Raw genomic sequence first — 18,094 nt, 5'->3', positions numbered from 1 at the left:
AAAGAATTTAACATTATAAATATACCCCCTCATAGATTAGGGTATAAGTTTAAAAATAATTATAATTATGAAAACGTGAGGAAGTGAGTTTGAGTGAATAGGGGATTGGTCTCTGGTACTTTAGCCTTCTTTTCTGGATTTGCTGCTGTTGCATTGTTTGGTACTACTGTGTTAAAGGTTGGTCCTATTCTAAAACTGAATTTGATTGAGAGTTCTTGGCTGGTTGCTATTCCTCTTGTTACTGGTGCTTTTCTTAGAATTCCATTCTCTCTATTAGTTGATAAACTTAGTAGGTGGGTGTTAGCTATTCAACTAATTATTGGTTTAATTGGACTTATAGGTATAATATACACTCTAGAGAAGATTTATGTGTTCCCTCATATGTTAATATATGAGTTATTGTTGATTTTTGGAGCTATTGCTGGTACTGGTATTTCAACATTTTCTAGTGGTATAACTTACGTCTCATATTTTTATCCACAAAGTAAGCAAGGTACCGCATTAGGAATATTTGCTGGTTTAGGAAATACCGCACCAGGAATATTCACAGTAATCCTACCTTTCGCATTAGGAACGCTAGGCTTAATATACTCTTACATAGCATGGGCAATATTTTTGACAACAATGATAATAATTTACATAATAATCTCAATCGATCCACCCTATATTAAATTTATTAAGGAAGGGAGGTCCAAGGAAGAGGCAGAAAGGCTAACTCGCAATTTAGGTATAAATATAATTCCAACCGATTCTCTTAAACAATCCATAAAGACTGCGGTGAGTGATGGAAAAGTTTGGCTATTAACGTTTATGTACTTTACGTCATTTGGTGGTTTTGAGGCTTTAACTGAATGGTTACCTACTTATTGGAAAGGACTTTATCACGTTCCCCCAGTTGAAGCGGGAATATTAACTGGTGTAGTGTATTCTTTAATAACTGCGCTGATAAGAGTTTTTGGTGGTTATGCATCTGATAAAGTTAGTGGGGAGCTCATATCGCTTATATCATATATTACGATGTTAGGAGGTAGTTTAATATTCATGTTCTCATACGCTTTTACAGTCTCTATACTTGCTGAAGTTGTGATGGCTATTGGTATGGGTATCGCCAACGGCGCAGTTTACAAGCTAGTTCCAAAGTACTCTCCTAAAGCCGTTAGTGGTGCCTCGGGATGGGTTGGTGGAATAGGATCTGCAGGAGGACTATTAATCCCTCCAGCAATGGGTTATATTGCATCGATGACAAATTTCTCAACAGCATTTTCGGTATTTGTCGTTATTAGTATGATCTCAGCTATCTTTTCCATAGAATTACTAAGAAAATATGGAAGAAAGGAAATATATTGACTAAATAATATACTTTTTGATCGACCTATATTAAACTATATAAGATTTTTTATGCATTCTAATCTCATACTACTAGCTCAATTAGTAATGAAATTAAATAGATCATCTCTACAAATTCATAAATTCCGTAATATAAGAGTTCATTTGGATTAGAATAGATTTTATGTAAACTTCCCTTGATATAAAGAATGCCACCGATCACATGAATTACTAAGTATAAGTACCCTATAGCCAGTAGAACGGTTACCATATTGGGATAAAATATTACAACGATAATGTAAAAAACAATCTCATAAATTGCTATGATATTTCCTACCCTTTTAGGAAATGTCTTTCCAAGAAATGATATTATTGAGCCTATTAAGTGTACCAATATCATGAGCGAAATTAGGTAAAGTAGTATCATCGCTTTTCCTCTACAAAATTTACTGATTAAGATTTTTTGCCTAAAATATTAGGGTCTCTATCATAGTAGCTAAGACTTATTTTGGATTTAACGTTCAATTGAATAGTATATTGGTGCAGTTGCACAGTATTTATTCTCTACATGTAAAAGTGATTAACCTCCAATATCATTCTATTGAGATTTATTGAACAACCTCACAAAGCATTTCCCTAGAAAATCCTTATATATTAATGGAGTAACATATAGCTATGATAAGGAAATCTCTTCAACTAGCGCTGATCATCTTTATTCTGGTCATAGGGGTTGTCGCAGTAGCGTTATTCTTCTACCCTGAAAGGGTTGAGAGCGAAATCGCTTCTATAAATCCCGACATAAAGGGTATATATGTTGTTGATATAGATGGTAACGTTAGTATTACAAGAGATAACAGCTCAACTCTTCATATTACCGTTTACGCTAGGGGACTCCTCACTCTATTAAGCAATATAAAGGTCTCATTCTACACATCAAATGATATTCTATACGTTTATGTGAGGGCTCCCATCAACTTCTTTCAATCCGTAAATATTTGCTTGGAGTTACCGACGAATTATTTCAAGAACGTAACAGTTAACGTAATTAATGGGGAGATATATTTGTATAATATCAGTTCAAGGTTAATCTACTTGGAGAGCGACAATGGACTCATAAAACTGAGTTCAACTAACGTCTCCGAAGGTTACATCTTTACCAGTAACGGAGTGATAAATTTGGAAAACAGTGGAGCCAACTTCCTTAACGCTGTGGTGAGAAATGGGGAGATAATCTTGAACTTCACGAAAAATTACCCTAACTCGACGTACTTAATAATGGTGAGTAACGGGAATATAAAGGTATACACCAATGTACCAATGAATATCTTTCCTACCGTAGATAACGGAGAGATCTATCTAAATGGGGAGAGGGTAAGCTCGATCCCCGGTTCGGGAACGAATTCCTCGAAGCCCGTTATCCATGCCCTCGTTGGAAATGGGGAAATACAGATATATTATACCAATTCATAGCTTAGTTAGGTCTTTCCGTGATACTGGTTAATTCACGTCTCCTTGGTGATTTCAACTTATTTATATAGAATTGTTTAGAATAATTGATTCCACATTTTTATGGTGAAACTAATAGGGGATAAGCGTGAAGTAATATTATGCAAACATTACTACTTCAGTTAATTACGCTTGTCCCCAACGGACGTACTATTTTTCTCCTACTTTAGTACAACACATTTTTACAAAGAAAACACTAATCAATGCGGTTTTAATACTTTCTATTCCATATCAAGATAAAATAAGAGAAATCTCCATGCACTGAAGTTCTCAGCTAGGTTTGGTTAGATACGTCTTTCTACCTATGTTTATCAATCCTAGTATTCCAACCATTTTTATTAAATCCCCTATTACCGCAACTATTCCCAAGTTAGTTATATATAGCGGGAGTCCAATTGTAAACGCTACCGCACCCCAAAAGAATAACGAGGAGTAGATTTTGGAAGAACTTAACGTACTTAAATAAATCGATATTCCAGCAATAGGTTCAAATAAATACCCCAAAACTATAATTTCTATACCTAGAAAATTTCCCATATACGCTAGAATCATCCCTATGAATGTTATTATCATTGCAGGAATCGCGAAACTATTCAAGATCCATTGTTTTCTTAACTCACTTCTACGATAGCTAATATAAGACGGGATTGCCAAAATCCACACTAAGGTCATTAAGATTAAGAAAGTTTTAGATAAGGCAAAGTAGATACCATTCTCTAACAATAGAATTAGCCCATATAGTATGATTATTGAGGCGATTAGGCTTATTATGTTCCCTTGTAGTAAGAATCTCCCATTCATATTTATCTATCAGTTTTTTGTCAAAATAAACTCTTGTTAAAAAGGTTTTTATGAAAATTAGTCTAATACTATCCTCACATCTACAGCAAAGGCACCGTTCTCGTTAACGAACAGAGGATTGATATCCATTTCCTTTACGTTCAAGTCAACTATCATTCTTGACACCCTGGTAATTGTCCTTATTATTGAGCTCTCATCATATCCTCTCTTTCTGGCATTTAACATGTCGTGAATCTTACTCTCAATTAATAACTCTTGAGCCTCATCCTCATATACTGGCGAAAGGGCGTAGGCTATATTTTTAAGCACTTCAACGTAGATTCCGCCACTGCCTACCAATACTACATGTCCAAATGCTGGATCCTTTAAACCTCCTATAAATACTTCCAGCCCGTTTAGCTGCTGTTGGATTAGTACTCTACTAGTTATCTTTGATAATTCGCTGTAAACCTTCTTAACGTCTTCTTTCTCAACGTTTACTACAACTCCTTTAAGTTCAGTTTTGTGTACTGGTGTATCTGGAGATATCTTCATTACAACTGGGTAACCTATATTATCTGCAACGTTTTGAGCCTCATTCTCATTGGAAGCTAATCCCCATTTTGGTGTCCTAATCCCGTAAATTTCCATAAGTTTCAGAGCTTCGAAATCCTTAAGAGTCTTCTTCCCCTTAACCAATTCTAAAGCTGATTCTATTGGTTGTACAGTTCTTATCTTCTTTCTGGGTGTAGGCCTAGAAGTGTAATATTTAATTGCCTTTACCGCATCCTCCGGGAAAGTATATCCTGGAATCCCAGTCGTCTCCAATATTTTTAATGCCATATCCTCATCTAAGCCCATGGTTACGCCGATTATTCCTTTTCCTTTAAAATTCGATATAGTCCTAGCAACGTCACTACAACTTACCATGGGTAACGATTGTACTATTATCAATTTAGTACAATCTAAATTACTAACTATTTTTAACGCGTTATAATATCTCTCCTTATCGGCATCTCCAGTTAGGTCCAGTGGATTTTTAGGAAGTGATGTCGGTGGGAGTATTTTAGTTAGCTCTTTCTTCATCCATTCTGGAATTTCTACGAGTCTTAGCCTATTTCTATCTATCTCATCTGAAACCAGTACGCCATGTCCACCGGAATTAGTTATAACTAGAATCTCTTCACTTATAGGTTCAGAGTACATTAATATCTTAGCTAAGTTCAGCATATCGTGAAGATTCTCTACCAAAATCCCTCCAACTGTCTTAACAGCTGCCTTAAATACCTCAAACGAACCAGCTAAACTCCCAGTATGAGTTTTAGCAGCTGACGCTCCGCTATTGGTAACTCCTCCTTTTAAAAAGACTACTGGTTTTCTTCTAGTTGCCTCTGGTAGTGTCTCAAGAAAAGCATTTCCGTCTGAAACTCCTTCCAAATACACAAATATTGCCCTTGTCTCAGCATCCCTAGATAAGTAGTTGATAACTTCATACTCCTTTATATCAGCCTGATTACCTAAACTCACCATATAGCTTATCCCTATCCTATACTTCTGCGCCCAGTTCAACATGTAAACTCCTAACCCACCACTTTGAACTACCAAGCCAATGTTTCCCCTCTTCACGTCAGTGTAAGTAAAGGTTGCGTTAAATTCTGGAGTTATAATGCCAAATGTATTTGGTCCTAGAACCCTAATCCCTCCTTTTCGTGCAATGTTTATTACTTCATTTTCTAATCTTTCCTCTCCAACCTCTCTAAATCCTGCAGTTATAATTATAGAAGCTTTTACTCCTTTTTCTACTAATTCTTCCATCACTTGGGGAACAGCTTCCCTCGGAACTGTAATTATGCCTAGGTCAATATCGTCTGGGATTTCCTTTACGCTTTTGTAAGCCTTTATCCCTTCAACGTCTTCGGCCTTAGCGTTAACTGGGTAGAGTTTATTATGAAATGTAGAGAGCAAATTTCTGAATATAACGTTTCCAACTTTCTCCTTATACCTTGATGCACCAATAACTGCTATACTTCTAGGTTTAAATAAGTAATTCAGTTCACTCATATAATTCTTCTTTATTTATTTCTAATAAATCTTTCCATATGTTGAACTAAGCCTTTTCTATCTAAAAGATAATTATTTTTCAAACAAAAAGACAAAAAGATAAAATAAAAAATACACTTTTATGGAGGGTGCGCAAGATGAGCTGGGATAGTCTCAACTCCAATGAACGCTGCCACGATTCCCGCAATTACAACAAATATCCAGAATAATATGAAGAATGCGTACATCCAACCTTCTAATTTTGGATCCTTAACTCCTTGTTGATCCCTAAGTTTATCTAACGCTAAAGTTACAGGATATCCTAAGATACCGGCTATTCCGTAAGTGGTATATAAGGCTAATAGTGCCAACGGTTCCCTAGTTAGTCCCAAATTATAACCTGAAACACCGTAATATATTGTTATCAAGCCTACGAATAACGCGAAAATTCCAGTACTTTGCAATCTCTTTCCCATGTAGACTGCAAATGAATATGAAAGGATTGTAATACCTAGCAATAAATATACATCGTAAAATAGTATGTTATAACTTCCGGGTAGTGTCCATGTGAACTCTCCCCATAGGCTGAGTATTACGATTATGGTACCTAAGATTGCAGCTGGAAGTATTGAATCGTCAAGACTTTTCTTTATTGCTTCATAACCGCTCTTTCTAAATCCTATGAACGCTTGAATTGTAGTATATGCAATTAACACTGATGTTAGTGGTAATATAAATAACATCAAACCCAAGTTATCTATGAAAACCATTTTATCACCAATATATAGATAGCCTTTTAAAATATATAAGCTCAATATGTTAAACTATAGTTATAAGTTAAAATTTTCACACAAAGAGATGTATAGATAACTTTTAATAAAAGATTGTTGTAAGCGATCCGTATGGATAGACTATCCAAAAAGCTTGAACCAAAGGAAAATACGATCCCACCAATCTTAGTTTACGCTCAATCATTGGCATCAATTGCACCTCTGGGCTCAGCCTCAGCCTATCTGACTTATGCTTTAACCTACTCTCTTTCATCCACAGTCATTGCCGGTATATTAGGAGCTTTGATATACTTTCTTTGGGTTTTAATAGGGTATAGGTATTCCAAAGTAATAGCCTCTACTGGGGGTACGTACGAGTTCGCTAGAGCAGGAGGTGGAGAGTTAATTGGGAGAATTGCCGGTTGGCTTTACTGGATAAGTTATATGATCTACTTGCCATCTGCAACAACGTATCTAGCAAGTGTGGTTCTACCTTCAGAGTTCAGCTTAACTCCAATGATAATATCCGTTATTGAAGTTTTAATACCGATTATTCTCACTCTATTTTTGCTTGTTGGAGTTAGACCACCCCTATTTTACGCTTTAGTAACGTCTACCATAGAAGTGATTTTAATTTTAGTCTTAGGCGTAAAGGTCTTAAGCGTTACCGGATTATCAATAGAACCATTAACGCTTAAAGTACAAGTTCCGGATTTCTTCCAAGGTGCTTTAGGAGTTGGATTTACATTAGCTGGGGGAGGAGCATCGTTCTTTCTGGGATATGAAGCAATTGGAAAAGGAAGGACTGTAGGAAGAGGCTACCTTATCTCATACTGGGTTGCCGCAATTGCGGTGATATTTGCTGCGTATTTTGAAATCGCAGCCGCTGGTTATTCCAATGTTGGCATAGCTAATTTACTTAACGTCACAAGTTATCCGGGGTTTTATATTGCTAGTAAATTTATGGGTAGTACATTTTCCTTAATATTTTTCATATTTACCGCAAATAGTTTAATAGGTTCAGTACTAGCAGCATACGTAGCGCTTTCTAGACTTTCCTATTCATTAATAAGAAAAGATATGCTAAAATCAATATTTGTAGTAGCAATACCGTTTACTTTAGTTAATTTAGTGGCATCATTTACGGGACAATACTTAAACGTTTATACTATTACCACCGAAATCTCGTTAGTAACGCTTTATGCTTCTCACGTGCTGGTGGCTGGAGTATTTCCATCATTTATAAATAAAATTTCAAGGTTAAACGTTCTTGATGTATTATTGGCAATAGCAGCAGTTATCTTAATGGGTTATGGTGTTTACAGTTACATTCTACCCTACAGTTACCCAAATTCGCTAATAGGTATAATCTCTCTTATTGGAGGTTTATTAATAGGTGTAATTAGTTTCTTGATTAAGAGATAACTTTTTCTAACAACTTGTATTAAGTAGCGTAAAGGAACTGTAGAGTCTAGCTGAAAGGTGTTTAGGAGGAAATAGTGGAGTTAATGAAAACCTTTAAGCTGCGTTAAAATCTCATAACTACTAACGTATTTTTTCCTTGGATCGTATGGTTAATACCCAATCCTTTAGTATTATAAAACCGATTTATGTGATATCTGATATTTCATCAGGAAGTAACCTTTTTCATCCATCAGTTAATTCTAACGTAAATTTTCAGTGAAAATAGTCGAAGTAACCTTCCTTTTACTTAACCAGCTATATTTTTTAACTAAACCTTTCTCAGAGATTACGATCCCAATCTCACTTACTCTATTCTTGCAAAATTTACTCTTTAGGAAATCCCACAACAAAATAGAATAAATTTAATGCCCTTTCCTCGTATACTTTGATGTCAATATATTTTTCGAAAATCCTTTTATGTTGAGAATTGGTGGGGACTCTCTCGTAAATATAGTAAATGTATTTGAAATTCCTCGCCTTAGCTCCTCCTAAGACTGCTATGTATGGCATAATATACTTTAGGTATATACTTAAGTAAACCCTCCTTATCCAACTATCAGGTTTTCCCATAGCTATAAATCCTACAATTTTTCTTGAAACTCTAGTGATCTCCCTTATTACATCCTCTATATTATCAGAGGCATGTAAGGCAAAGCTACTCATTACGATATCGAATGCCTTTTCTCTAAATGGTAGTGCATCAAACGAGCAAAGTACCTTATCATCTTCGATCAGCGCCATTTTAAGCATGTTTTCAGCATAATCCGATAATATAATCTCGTAATTGGAGTTATCTTTGTAAATTTTTTTAAACGTATATGAGAGCTCACCTTTTCCACTTGCAACGTCTAAGATTAGCTTTGGTCTCTTACAGTACTTCAGTATGGTCTTGACGAGATCTGCCCTCCATTTTACATCTTGATTAAATGAAATAAACCTATTAGCCCTATCATAAGCTTTAGGTATATCGTTGTAAACTTGTTGCAGTTCTTCGTTCGTCGCCTTAATGACTTTATTGGTCATTTTCATTTGTTATTAAAAAAGAACCTATTAAAATTTTTTCGGTTACATCAAAGTTGAGTTTATTTGACTACAGAGTTTTATTTTCATTACTTCGTATTAGCTTATCTGGAACAAACTGATGGTATTTAAAGTATAGAGATTCAGTTTAAACTTATCTACTAATTTACTAAATTAAAGTTTTTCCGCAATAATTCTCAACAATTTGGCAGAAAATTTAATAATTATCATTACTAACATATACATATGGGGAATACTGAAATAATAGATAGAGCTAAAAGTAAATTAGAGCGGTTCCTCGGATTTTCCTTTCCAACTCCGCTCGTAATCGAAACCAGTATTCCCTTTTATGGATCCTATAGATACGATGCAGTGATAATAGGTTATTTTGATGATGATGAATACGCGTTGGAGAGAACATTAATACATGAATTGGCTCATTTCGTTCAAGATAAGATCTGTAGACCTAAGTTCCCTTATCTCCACACGTTAATTGAGGCTATTCCTTTAGCTTTTGGAGTAGGAAATGGGAAACTATTAAGGTATTTCCAATTTGTTGAGGGCTTTGCCACATGGGTTGATGAGGAGATTATGGGTTATAGAGGAGACAAGTACTGGTTTTCAGTACCGAAGTATTACTTCAAGGTATATTATAAAGGGGCTGAAATGTTTAGAAAAATGGGAAAGGAGAAAGCCATAGAATTCGGATTAACTAATAGGGAGTTCTGTAGGGAGCAACAAAGATATAAGTCATTAAGAACTATCAGTATCTCAAATTGATAGATTTTTAATGTTAAAGGCTTTAAGTGCCTTATGAATGGTATAGATATTTTATGGCTTGCTTATAAAGGTTTAATGGCGAGGAAAACTTTAGCGATAATATCCATAATAGCTATCATGATCGGTATAACAAGTGTCTCCTTTATCGAGGCTTTTAGTCAAGGAGTAGAACGGTCAGTAATTTCCACACTTTTTCAACTTAATCCAACAAACATTTACGTTTTTAACGAGATAGGCTATGTATCTCCTACTGACGTATCACTTATGAGTTCATTACCCGGGGTATATGCAGTATATCCAGTAATTGAAGCCCATGGAGTAGTCCAAATAGGAGGGAGGGTTATTAATGTTTTAGTAGTAGGTGTGGATAATATATCGTCATTGCTAGGAAAAGTAGAGCTTGAGAACGGTACGGTATATCCTCCAGTGACAGTACCATACGCTGTAATAGGGCACGATATAGCTCATCCTATCCCAGACGTAACCGTTCAACCTGGTTCCACTATAATTCTAAAACTCTCCAATGGAAATACTGTACCGTTAACAGTATATGGAATTTTGCGTCCAAGCGAGTCTGTTGTAATAGGTGATACTTCCGATGTTATTTTCATTCCATTAAGTGAGGCTAAGGCATTGGTAAATCCTCCCGGCTATTTTCTGGTAGTATTGCAAGGTAGTAGCATAAGTGAAGTTAATACAATTACCACTCTGTTAAACTATATCTACGGCAATTCATTAACAGTAACCACAATACAACAAGCAATATCCTCTGTTCAAGTTATAATAACCAGCTTCTCGTTCCTAGTAATATTAATAGGGTCTATCTCATTATTTGTTGGCGCTGTTGGAATAATGGGAATAACCCTAGCTAGAGTCTATCAGAGGACTAGGGAAATAGGAATTATGAAAACTGTAGGATTAACCACTAGGCAAGTCTTATTGGTCTTCCTATTAGAAGCTTTAATCGTAGGAGTACTAGGTGGAATAGTGGGGTTAACGTTAACTGTAATGGGAACATATGTAATGGACATAAATGGTATACCGTTTAATGCGGGCTCCAGTAATGGTTCAAATCTAATCGTGGTCATACGTCCATTTCTCTCAATGTCTGACGTAGGAATATCAATCCTAATAGCCCTAGTGACAAGTATTATAGCTGGGATATATCCAGCGTGGAAAGCATCGAAATTGACCGTTATAGAAGCAGTAAGAAAAGATTAGTTAGTCTTGATATAATCCATAACCAGTATACAACTTACCATCTTTAATGACATATGAAACGTTATTGGGTTTCAGGTTCTCAATATCCCTAGTGGGGTCATCCTTTAATACTATTAAATCAGCCTTATATCCTTCCCTTATGTAACCCGCCTTGACACCAAGACATTCTGAAGCTACCGATGTTGATGCCCTTAATACGTCTAAATTACTCATATACCTAGATAGGAGAACGGCCTCTCTATAATTCTGCCCATGAGGTCTTTTCTTAGATCCCACATAATCCGTACCGGTAGCTATTTTCACCCCGTGGGAAACGGCAATCCTAATGTCCTCACTAAAATGTCTCTTGACAAGCTCTTCTCTGTAAATCCTAACCTCAGGATCCTTTACCTCAAATGGTACTTCATAAGTAGCTAATGTTGGAATATAACAAATTCCCCTTTCTTTAATCATACTCGCAGTTTCATCGTCTAACCCCAAACCGTGTTCTATTGTATCAACGCCAGCTAGAATAGAGTTCATAATTGCCTCTTTTCCATAGGCATGGGATGCAACTTTTAAACCAAATCTGTGAGATTCGTCAACTATAGCCTTCAGCTCATCCAATGCAAATCCAGGTAGAATTTTTCCACCTTGAGAAAAGGCTCCGGACGCGTAAACTTTTATTACTCTAGCCCCTTGTCTAATCGCCATTCTCACAGCTTTTCTACACTCATAAGGAGAATCACAATAAAATGAATATGAGAGCCTTTGCGCAATGTCTATTGGCAAATCCTTTGGATCGTCATTACCGCCAGTGATTGCTAAAGAGTATCCAGAGGCAATGACGGTCGGCCCCAATATCTCTCCCCTTCTCTGGAGGTAATCTAACCTTACAGCAACCTTACTTCCTAAGTCCCTTACTAGAGTGAACCCGGAACGTAATAGTCTTTCCATGTCTCTAGTACTCCTTATAGCTACATCAATTTCGTTTACTATATTCCAAGAAAGAACGTTATCTTCTTCTACTCCGAAAAAGTGTAAATGTGCATCGACTAAACCGGGCATTATGAAGTTAGCTTGAATTACTTCACTTCCTTGCGGGATATCAATTCCTTCGGTAACTCTTTCGATTTTATCATTCTCTATAACTACAGTACCTTGTTCAATAATTTTTTCTCCGTCGAATATTTTCCCTACGAGAGTTATCATCTTGTTAAAATAAGAGATGAAAGTATAAAAATCATTACATAAAAAAGATATACAGTCTGTCTAGTGTTTTAGATCAACTTCTGCAATACCATTCATAGCGGCGCTCATTACCTTTTCGTGATCTTCTGGTGAAGGGCTTGGTACAACTATGTGAATGGCCTCCATATAAGTATCAGCTTTAACTCCTCTCTTAATACCTCTAGGTACTATTACGATCGATCCTTCACGTACTTCGTATTCCTTATTGTCTACACTAACTTTTCCTTGACCTTGTAATACGTAAAAGATCAGATCTGAATCTGGTGCATGTATTGGGATATATTGTCCAGGCTTAAAAAAGACTAAAATAACCCCATATTCATCTTTCCTAAGCACCGGAATTGGAGTAAAGACCTCCCCAGTCTTTCTAAATTCAGAGATGTGCGAAATTATCGGTCTATTAGCACTTCCCTTCTTTTTTGTGAGCTTCAACACGAAATCCCCATTCGCAGTTTCTTCAACCTTATACTTCTCAATATGACCTGATAGTAGTTGTATTAAATGAGATGGATAGTGGTCAGCTATTACTGTTAGCTCCTCTCCTTCTTTTAACTTACTGAAGCTTTCCAAGACTAACTTATGTCTATATTCTGGTTGTACGGGCCTCAGATCTAATTCCATGTGATAGTGTATTATCTTATATTATAAAAAATGGGACACTAAAGTATTAGGGTTACTACGGTTTTTAGAACGATCTTCCCATAACTACGAATAGATTCAGAGCTATGCTATTAGGCGATAGAAAACATTTAAAGTAAGGATAAAGGTGTATTTGATGTAAGTTTAAGTAAAGAATTGCATTTCACTAGAGTTCACTAAATTACTTTATCGGTAAAGAATGAGTGTTGATAGCAGTTTTGTTAGTTTAGTATAAAATCACATAAAGTATTCGTTTATCTTCAATTCAACAAGCGATTCGGATGTTGAAAAAGTGAAGATGCTGTAATTTTTTATTTTTTCCCAAAATTCTATTACGTAATTAAAGCATTTGGCTAAAGTGATTAGGTGAATTTAAACTCAGTTTCAAACGCATGAAATCATTGATCACGCTCCCATAGGATTTCACTATATTTAATAACAATCCTTAACCCTTACTCTTAACTAAAGTCACGGATAAACAAGTTAATCCTTCAACCCCCTAATTTTTGTATCAACTTATATGTTAGGTCTTCATTTTATATTATGAAGAAGAAGTATAATTTCTCGTGATGATGATAAGGTTTATAATTGACACTAGAGTTTTAGAACTCCCCTATTACGAGATAATTGAAAGGAAGATTGACGAGATAAGAGAGAGTGAAGCTATAGTGATAATTTCAGAGATTGATCCAATTAGAATACTTGCGAGGTTAAAAATTCGGAAAAAGGTTGACGTTATAGTAAGACTCATACATAAAAATAATCAAAAAGAAAAGAAGTGGATAATATATTTGATTAAGTCTTCTTACCGCTAGTAAGTGCTAGGATTCCAGCGATCAACAAGAGGATAAATGATATTATTCCAATCAATCCCATTGCAGGTATCGAAAGTACTGAGGCCAAAATTAATAATACGCCAGCTACTGTTCTATCTGAAATTAATGAACCAATAATACCCAAAACAAACGCAGGGATTATTAAAAGTCCCATAAAGCCAAAGAACATCATTCCTCTACCCATCATTCCGTATCCATAAACGCCCATCATCCCATAACTTGGATAGTAAAACGCAAAAGAAAAACCAATTCCAACAATTAGAAGTAAGGAGCCAATTAATCCCAAAATTTGATAGTTTTCCATTTTCTACACCACCATTATTTCTCCATACATTCCCATTTCAGCATGACCCGGATACTCACAAACGTAGTAGTAAATCCCCGGTTGGACAAAAGTGGTCGTAAAACTGAACTCGTATGCTTGCCCAGAGTTGTAGTTGGCGTAACCTAGCATTGGCGTCATTCCTATTGTATTCATTCTAATGTACATCATTGGGTAATAAGGATAAGGTGGTGGGACCGGTGTAATTGCGATATTATGCCACATATCCTCATCTAAATTAATGAATATAACTTGGACAGTAGCTCCTCTTGGAATTATGAGTGTTGGATTAATCAGACCGTAAATTACGAAGACGTCATGTAGCGCATAAGCTGGTGGAGTTTGTCCCGTTAAGTTAATCGCCCTCTCATGACCCATTCCCAATACTACTAATACTATATTTGAAGAGGTGAATAGTATAGTATTATTATTGGAGAATATCTTAACGTAAGGCGGTACAGTTCTCATCATGGATATTGCTTCGGTTATTGGGATAGTGTTCTCATACATTACAGCGTAACCTCCAGAATATCCCATCATATGGTACATTCCTCCACTTCCCATCATTCCGTATTGGCCGTAGTTTCCCAGTGGATAATATCCCATGTGTTGTAGCTGTTGGTTATAGTACATTACAGAATTTTGTACTGGTAAATAATAATTGTAGTAATAAGCATATCCTACAAAGCTTGCGACAACTAATGCAACTATTATACCAATAATTAGGAGTTTTTTGCTTTCCATATGTATTAATTCTCATAGAGGTTTAAAAATTTTGTGATAAATGCACTATAGAAATTACAAAGTTAATTTAAAAAGTATAAAAAATAGTTAGATAACTTATTCTTTTATCTTTTATTAACGTATTTTCCATAGAGTTCATTTATTAGCTCTATATACTTCTCGTGCTTTTCTCTACCAAAATTTTCTTCAATTTTTTCAAATTTATTATAAATCACTTTATCCTCGTCATCAGATATTAAGTTTTCCGCAGTTGGAAATAAGACATTATTTTCCTTGTCGATATGACTAGCTAACAGCATGATAAGGTTATTCAAATCTTCCCGTAGGTTTTGAGGTTCACTATATTCTGCCTCAATCTTACTTATTAGGTCCCTCAATTTATTATGCTCATAGACCATAACATAAGTTGGACCACCTACCATTCCTTTTTGTTCTAAGAAGTTAAACAATACTTTTTCTTCCTTAACGTGATGACAATCGTCAACGAAGTTCTTTATGAAATTTATTATGGTTTTAATATCTTGTATATTATCCATTTTAGCGTCTATAACGTTTAATACATCCAGTGCTTTTAGAATTACATTGTGTTCATCCATTAAGGCCTTTATGGAGTTTAACATCACTGTATTTTTTCATTATCGAGTATTATACTGAACACCTAATTGTTAAGGGATGGTAAGAAATGTTAAGTAATATGAAAATTAACAATAAAATATAAATACTAGTTTTTTCAAATAAAAACATATGAAAATAGTTGTAGTGCATCAATGGGAAGATAGCCAAAAGGGAGCCGTAACTGACTTCTTTAACCAATTAGTCAGCATGGCTAAAGGTAAAAAACTCCCTAAAGGAATGAAATTGGAAAGCATAAGGATTTCTCAAGACGCTAAAACTGCAATTTGTGAATGGAATGTAGACAATATGGATTTGTTGATACAAGCAGCAAAACAATTTAATATCTCATGGAAAATTACACCACTAGTCCCGCAAACCTTATACGAGCATAAGTCTTTCTTTTAACAAAAAATAAATAAGGACTTAATTTCTTTTTTCCTTTATGCTTCTCCTCATTTAATATCCTAAACAAAAAGTCTATCCTACCTTATCTAAGTAATATTTGACAACTTTCCTTAATGCTCTACGTAAAATCTCCTCTAAAGTTGGTGTGGAAATTCCTAGTTGCATTGCTAATTCGGTTAAAGTAACCCTCCTATCATCATCAAAATAACCCATCTTGTACGCAAGCTTCAATATTTCCATTTGTCTATCGGTTAATTCATTACTACTTATTTCAGAAGTGCTTAGCACTGTAAACTTTATACCTTGACTCGTTAGGTTTCCTAAAAATTCCTTCAGTGCCATCGTATTGGGTACCAAGAGTGTATAGAGCAAAGTCCTCTCTTTTACTACCTTTATTTTCTCTACAACAACGTTCGAAATATATAGAATTTTACATACTGCACATCCGTAAGTTCTAACCCATACCTTGTTGTCATTAAGCCTTAAGACCTTAGTACTATGCGATTTAAGCTTAATTAGATCATCTTTTTGGACCTCTTTTTCGAAAAGTACTATGTGATCGGTTGTATTATCCCCAAGCTTAACGTTATCAACAACACCTTTAAGCCCAGGACTGGATATTATCTTCATCACTTCACAAGGGTGCTCCTCAATTAGGATAGTCACTTCAAACGGTGATTTAAACATCTAGTAAAGAATCTCAACTATTGTTTTAATATCTTTTTTTCTAGGTACTCCTTTAACGCTACTGCATTATTATACGGTGACTTCGAGGCATAAAGTAAAGTAATATTTCCACCTTTTTTAACTAATTGGAATAGTACACCTATCTTTGGATTAGCATCCAGTTCTTCAAAATATTTCTTTTTGAACTCATCCCATTTGCTAGCATCATGACTAAACCATTTTCGTAATTCGTCACTAGGCGCTATGTCTTTGAGCCATAAGTCGACTTTATCCTTGCTAACACCTCTTGGCCATAGCCTATCTACTAAGATTCTTACTCCGTCATCCTTTTCTATTGGATCGTAAATCCTCTTTATTCTGATCATAGTTTAAACTTTTCATATTGGTTTAAAAAGGAAAACACTAATAGATTAGGTTTACAAGAGTGGGGACTCACTGTTGAAGTTCTACTCTTAACGGTTTGTTAGTTGCATGATGTAATCCAATATGTGTAAGCATACTAGCAGCTCCTCTTCTCTTTTCATGACAAACAGGGCATTCGTATCCATCTTCCCTTACTATTGGCTTATAGTTAGAGTGCTGGAGCGCCTTATGCTGATAATATAAGGAATTGGAACTAAACGTTTCCCCACACACTTCACATTTTAGAACTATACGCTTAACCATAATTATAATTATTCTTGGTAGTATATGAGTAATCAATACCTCATCATTTAGGGGTGTTATATAAATTTTCCAAAGACAGAAAAGAGACATGTATGAATGAAAAGGAAAAGGATGAATGGAAGAAAAGGATACTTCAAGGTTTACATGAAGTTTACGATCCTGAGATACCAATAGACATAGTTAACTTGGGATTAATTTACCAATTAGATATCAGTGATGATGGAGATGTATACGTTAGGATAGGAGCTACTACACCAGCTTGTCCAGTTACTGAAGACTTGCAATATACTGTGGAGCAAGTAGTTAAGGAAAGTGTAAAGGCTAAAAGTATAAAAGTAGAGTTGGATTTGGATACTGAGTGGACGCCATTAATGATGACTGAAGAGGGTAGAAAAGAGTTCATAAGAAAATTTGGGTATGATATAGTTAGAAGATGGACTGAGAGGATGGGTATAAAATTAGAGGAAGAAAAAGTTACTTAACAACTAATACTGGTGTTTTAGCTTCATGAACAATTCTAGATGAAACACTACCTAGGAATATTCTCTTAACAGTTGATAATCCTCTACTTCCAGTAACTATCAAATCAGCTCCCGTTTTTCCTGCATAGTCTATTACTACAGTGGCTGGGTCTCCCTCAACATTTACACCTTCAACGTTTTTAACTCCACTATTTATAGCTTTCGCCTTAGCCTCCTCTATGTCTCTTTTAGCCTTATTATACATTTCATTTATTACCTCCCCAGGCACTGGGCCTAACCCCATTCCTACAAGTACTGAAGTATCAATTGCCTCAATTATTGTAAGTTTAGCCTCATACTTTTTCGCCAAATCTATTGCTACATCTAATGCTCTTTTAGCGTTTTCAGAGCCATCATATGCTACGATTATATTTTTAAACACCATATTTTAAACCCCCGTAATAATATAGACATACAAATATAAAAACCTTTATCCACTTAGTTATGAGCTTAGTAGTATAAGGGAGAATCAATATCATATTTAAAAGACTAAACACTGTTCAGTTATAATATGTAATTTCA

21 protein-coding genes and 1 pseudogene are annotated in these 18,094 nt (G+C 35.3%); 8 read left to right on the top strand and 14 right to left on the bottom strand.

Features of this window, described 5'->3' with window-relative positions:
* The first annotated feature begins 93 nt into the window (after positions 1-93).
* Entirely contained in the window at positions 94-1,347 is a 1,254-nt protein-coding gene (locus GFS03_RS05625) for an MFS transporter (RefSeq protein WP_153422895.1), read from the top strand.
* A 64-nt stretch (positions 1,348-1,411) separates the two neighbouring features.
* On the opposite strand, the gene GFS03_RS05620 is transcribed toward GFS03_RS05625, so the two are convergent.
* Positions 1,412-1,753 carry a hypothetical protein gene (locus GFS03_RS05620; protein WP_153422894.1) on the bottom strand — a complete coding sequence of 114 codons (342 nt, stop codon included), beginning with the start codon at positions 1,751-1,753 and terminating at the stop codon, positions 1,412-1,414.
* 248 nt (positions 1,754-2,001) lie between these two features.
* Here GFS03_RS05620 and GFS03_RS05615 point away from each other — a divergent pair, with 248 nt between their 5' ends.
* Positions 2,002-2,796: a DUF4097 family beta strand repeat-containing protein gene (locus GFS03_RS05615; protein ID WP_153422893.1), complete on the top strand. Its 795-nt coding sequence runs from the start codon at positions 2,002-2,004 to the stop codon at positions 2,794-2,796.
* 306 nt (positions 2,797-3,102) lie between these two features.
* On the opposite strand, the gene GFS03_RS05610 is transcribed toward GFS03_RS05615, so the two are convergent.
* The 3 genes from GFS03_RS05610 to GFS03_RS05600 all read right to left on the bottom strand — a co-directional run bounded on the left by GFS03_RS05610 (position 3,103) and on the right by GFS03_RS05600 (position 6,422).
* Entirely contained in the window at positions 3,103-3,633 is a 531-nt protein-coding gene (locus GFS03_RS05610; protein WP_153422892.1) for a hypothetical protein, read from the bottom strand.
* A 57-nt stretch (positions 3,634-3,690) separates the two neighbouring features.
* A complete protein-coding gene (locus GFS03_RS05605) occupies positions 3,691-5,673 on the bottom strand; it encodes an acetate--CoA ligase family protein (protein WP_153422891.1) in 1,983 nt (660 codons plus the stop codon).
* 119 nt (positions 5,674-5,792) lie between these two features.
* Positions 5,793-6,422, bottom strand: coding sequence for a DUF981 family protein (locus GFS03_RS05600; RefSeq protein WP_153422890.1), 630 nt, complete (start codon positions 6,420-6,422; stop codon positions 5,793-5,795).
* Between the two features lie 46 nt (positions 6,423-6,468).
* Here GFS03_RS05600 and GFS03_RS05595 point away from each other — a divergent pair.
* Positions 6,469-7,847, top strand: a pseudogene (locus GFS03_RS05595) (APC family permease).
* A gap of 363 nt (positions 7,848-8,210) precedes the next feature.
* On the opposite strand, the gene GFS03_RS05590 reads toward GFS03_RS05595, so the two are convergent.
* The gene (locus GFS03_RS05590; protein WP_153422888.1) at positions 8,211-8,909 is read right to left on the bottom strand and encodes a class I SAM-dependent methyltransferase; all 699 of its coding nucleotides are present in this window, start codon (positions 8,907-8,909) and stop codon (positions 8,211-8,213) included.
* 243 nt (positions 8,910-9,152) lie between these two features.
* Between GFS03_RS05590 and GFS03_RS05585 the strand changes: the two genes are divergently transcribed.
* Both GFS03_RS05585 and GFS03_RS05580 read left to right on the top strand, forming a co-directional pair.
* Complete coding sequence (locus GFS03_RS05585; protein ID WP_153422887.1) at positions 9,153-9,686, top strand: hypothetical protein; 534 nt, start codon at positions 9,153-9,155, stop codon at positions 9,684-9,686.
* A 33-nt stretch (positions 9,687-9,719) separates the two neighbouring features.
* On the top strand, positions 9,720-10,907 hold the full coding sequence (locus GFS03_RS05580) for an ABC transporter permease (RefSeq protein ID WP_153422886.1): 1,188 nt from the start codon (positions 9,720-9,722) through the stop codon (positions 10,905-10,907).
* On the opposite strand, the gene GFS03_RS05575 is transcribed toward GFS03_RS05580, so the two are convergent.
* On the bottom strand, positions 10,908-12,098 hold the full coding sequence (locus GFS03_RS05575) for a metal-dependent hydrolase family protein (RefSeq protein WP_153422885.1): 1,191 nt from the start codon (positions 12,096-12,098) through the stop codon (positions 10,908-10,910). It abuts the gene before it with no gap.
* Positions 12,099-12,158: 60 nt separating this feature from the next.
* Complete coding sequence (locus GFS03_RS05570; RefSeq protein ID WP_153422884.1) at positions 12,159-12,758, bottom strand: DUF2249 domain-containing protein; 600 nt, start codon at positions 12,756-12,758, stop codon at positions 12,159-12,161.
* A 590-nt stretch (positions 12,759-13,348) separates the two neighbouring features.
* Between GFS03_RS05570 and GFS03_RS05565 the strand changes: the two genes are divergently transcribed.
* A complete protein-coding gene (locus tag GFS03_RS05565) occupies positions 13,349-13,591 on the top strand; it encodes a hypothetical protein (RefSeq protein ID WP_153424557.1) in 243 nt (80 codons plus the stop codon).
* Here GFS03_RS05565 and GFS03_RS05560 read toward each other — a convergent pair.
* The 3 genes from GFS03_RS05560 to GFS03_RS05550 all read right to left on the bottom strand — a co-directional run bounded on the left by GFS03_RS05560 (position 13,572) and on the right by GFS03_RS05550 (position 15,298).
* Entirely contained in the window at positions 13,572-13,916 is a 345-nt protein-coding gene (locus GFS03_RS05560; protein WP_153422883.1) for a hypothetical protein, read from the bottom strand. The genes GFS03_RS05565 and GFS03_RS05560 overlap by 20 nt on opposite strands.
* Positions 13,917-13,919: 3 nt before the next feature.
* Complete coding sequence (locus tag GFS03_RS05555) at positions 13,920-14,678, bottom strand: plastocyanin/azurin family copper-binding protein (protein WP_153422882.1); 759 nt, start codon at positions 14,676-14,678, stop codon at positions 13,920-13,922.
* 104 nt (positions 14,679-14,782) lie between these two features.
* Positions 14,783-15,298 (bottom strand): hemerythrin domain-containing protein, encoded by a 516-nt coding sequence (locus tag GFS03_RS05550; RefSeq protein WP_153422881.1) that lies wholly within the window; start codon positions 15,296-15,298, stop codon positions 14,783-14,785.
* A 124-nt stretch (positions 15,299-15,422) separates the two neighbouring features.
* Here GFS03_RS05550 and GFS03_RS05545 point away from each other — a divergent pair, with 124 nt between their 5' ends.
* Positions 15,423-15,698: a hypothetical protein gene (locus GFS03_RS05545; RefSeq protein WP_153422880.1), complete on the top strand. Its 276-nt coding sequence runs from the start codon at positions 15,423-15,425 to the stop codon at positions 15,696-15,698.
* Between the two features lie 72 nt (positions 15,699-15,770).
* Here GFS03_RS05545 and GFS03_RS05540 read toward each other — a convergent pair whose 3' ends face one another.
* The 3 genes from GFS03_RS05540 to GFS03_RS05530 all read right to left on the bottom strand — a co-directional run bounded on the left by GFS03_RS05540 (position 15,771) and on the right by GFS03_RS05530 (position 17,051).
* Entirely contained in the window at positions 15,771-16,385 is a 615-nt protein-coding gene (locus tag GFS03_RS05540; protein WP_153422879.1) for a helix-turn-helix domain-containing protein, read from the bottom strand.
* 17 nt (positions 16,386-16,402) lie between these two features.
* Positions 16,403-16,750, bottom strand: coding sequence for a DUF488 domain-containing protein (locus GFS03_RS05535; protein ID WP_153422878.1), 348 nt, complete (start codon positions 16,748-16,750; stop codon positions 16,403-16,405).
* Positions 16,751-16,817: 67 nt separating this feature from the next.
* The gene (locus GFS03_RS05530) at positions 16,818-17,051 is read right to left on the bottom strand and encodes a C2H2-type zinc finger protein (protein ID WP_153422877.1); all 234 of its coding nucleotides are present in this window, start codon (positions 17,049-17,051) and stop codon (positions 16,818-16,820) included.
* A 92-nt stretch (positions 17,052-17,143) separates the two neighbouring features.
* On the opposite strand from GFS03_RS05530, the gene GFS03_RS05525 reads away from it, so the two are divergent.
* The gene (locus GFS03_RS05525; protein ID WP_153422876.1) at positions 17,144-17,533 is read left to right on the top strand and encodes a metal-sulfur cluster assembly factor; all 390 of its coding nucleotides are present in this window, start codon (positions 17,144-17,146) and stop codon (positions 17,531-17,533) included.
* On the opposite strand, the gene GFS03_RS05520 is transcribed toward GFS03_RS05525, so the two are convergent.
* Positions 17,526-17,957: a universal stress protein gene (locus GFS03_RS05520; protein WP_153422875.1), complete on the bottom strand. Its 432-nt coding sequence runs from the start codon at positions 17,955-17,957 to the stop codon at positions 17,526-17,528. The genes GFS03_RS05525 and GFS03_RS05520 overlap by 8 nt on opposite strands.
* Positions 17,958-18,094 lie beyond the last annotated feature (137 nt).

The sequence above is a fragment of the Sulfolobus sp. E5-1-F genome, assembly GCF_009601705.1.
Classification (GTDB): Archaea; Thermoproteota; Thermoprotei_A; order Sulfolobales; family Sulfolobaceae; genus Saccharolobus.
The sequence above is the reverse complement of the archived record's forward strand: the minus strand, read 5'-3'. Positions and strand labels throughout refer to the sequence as shown.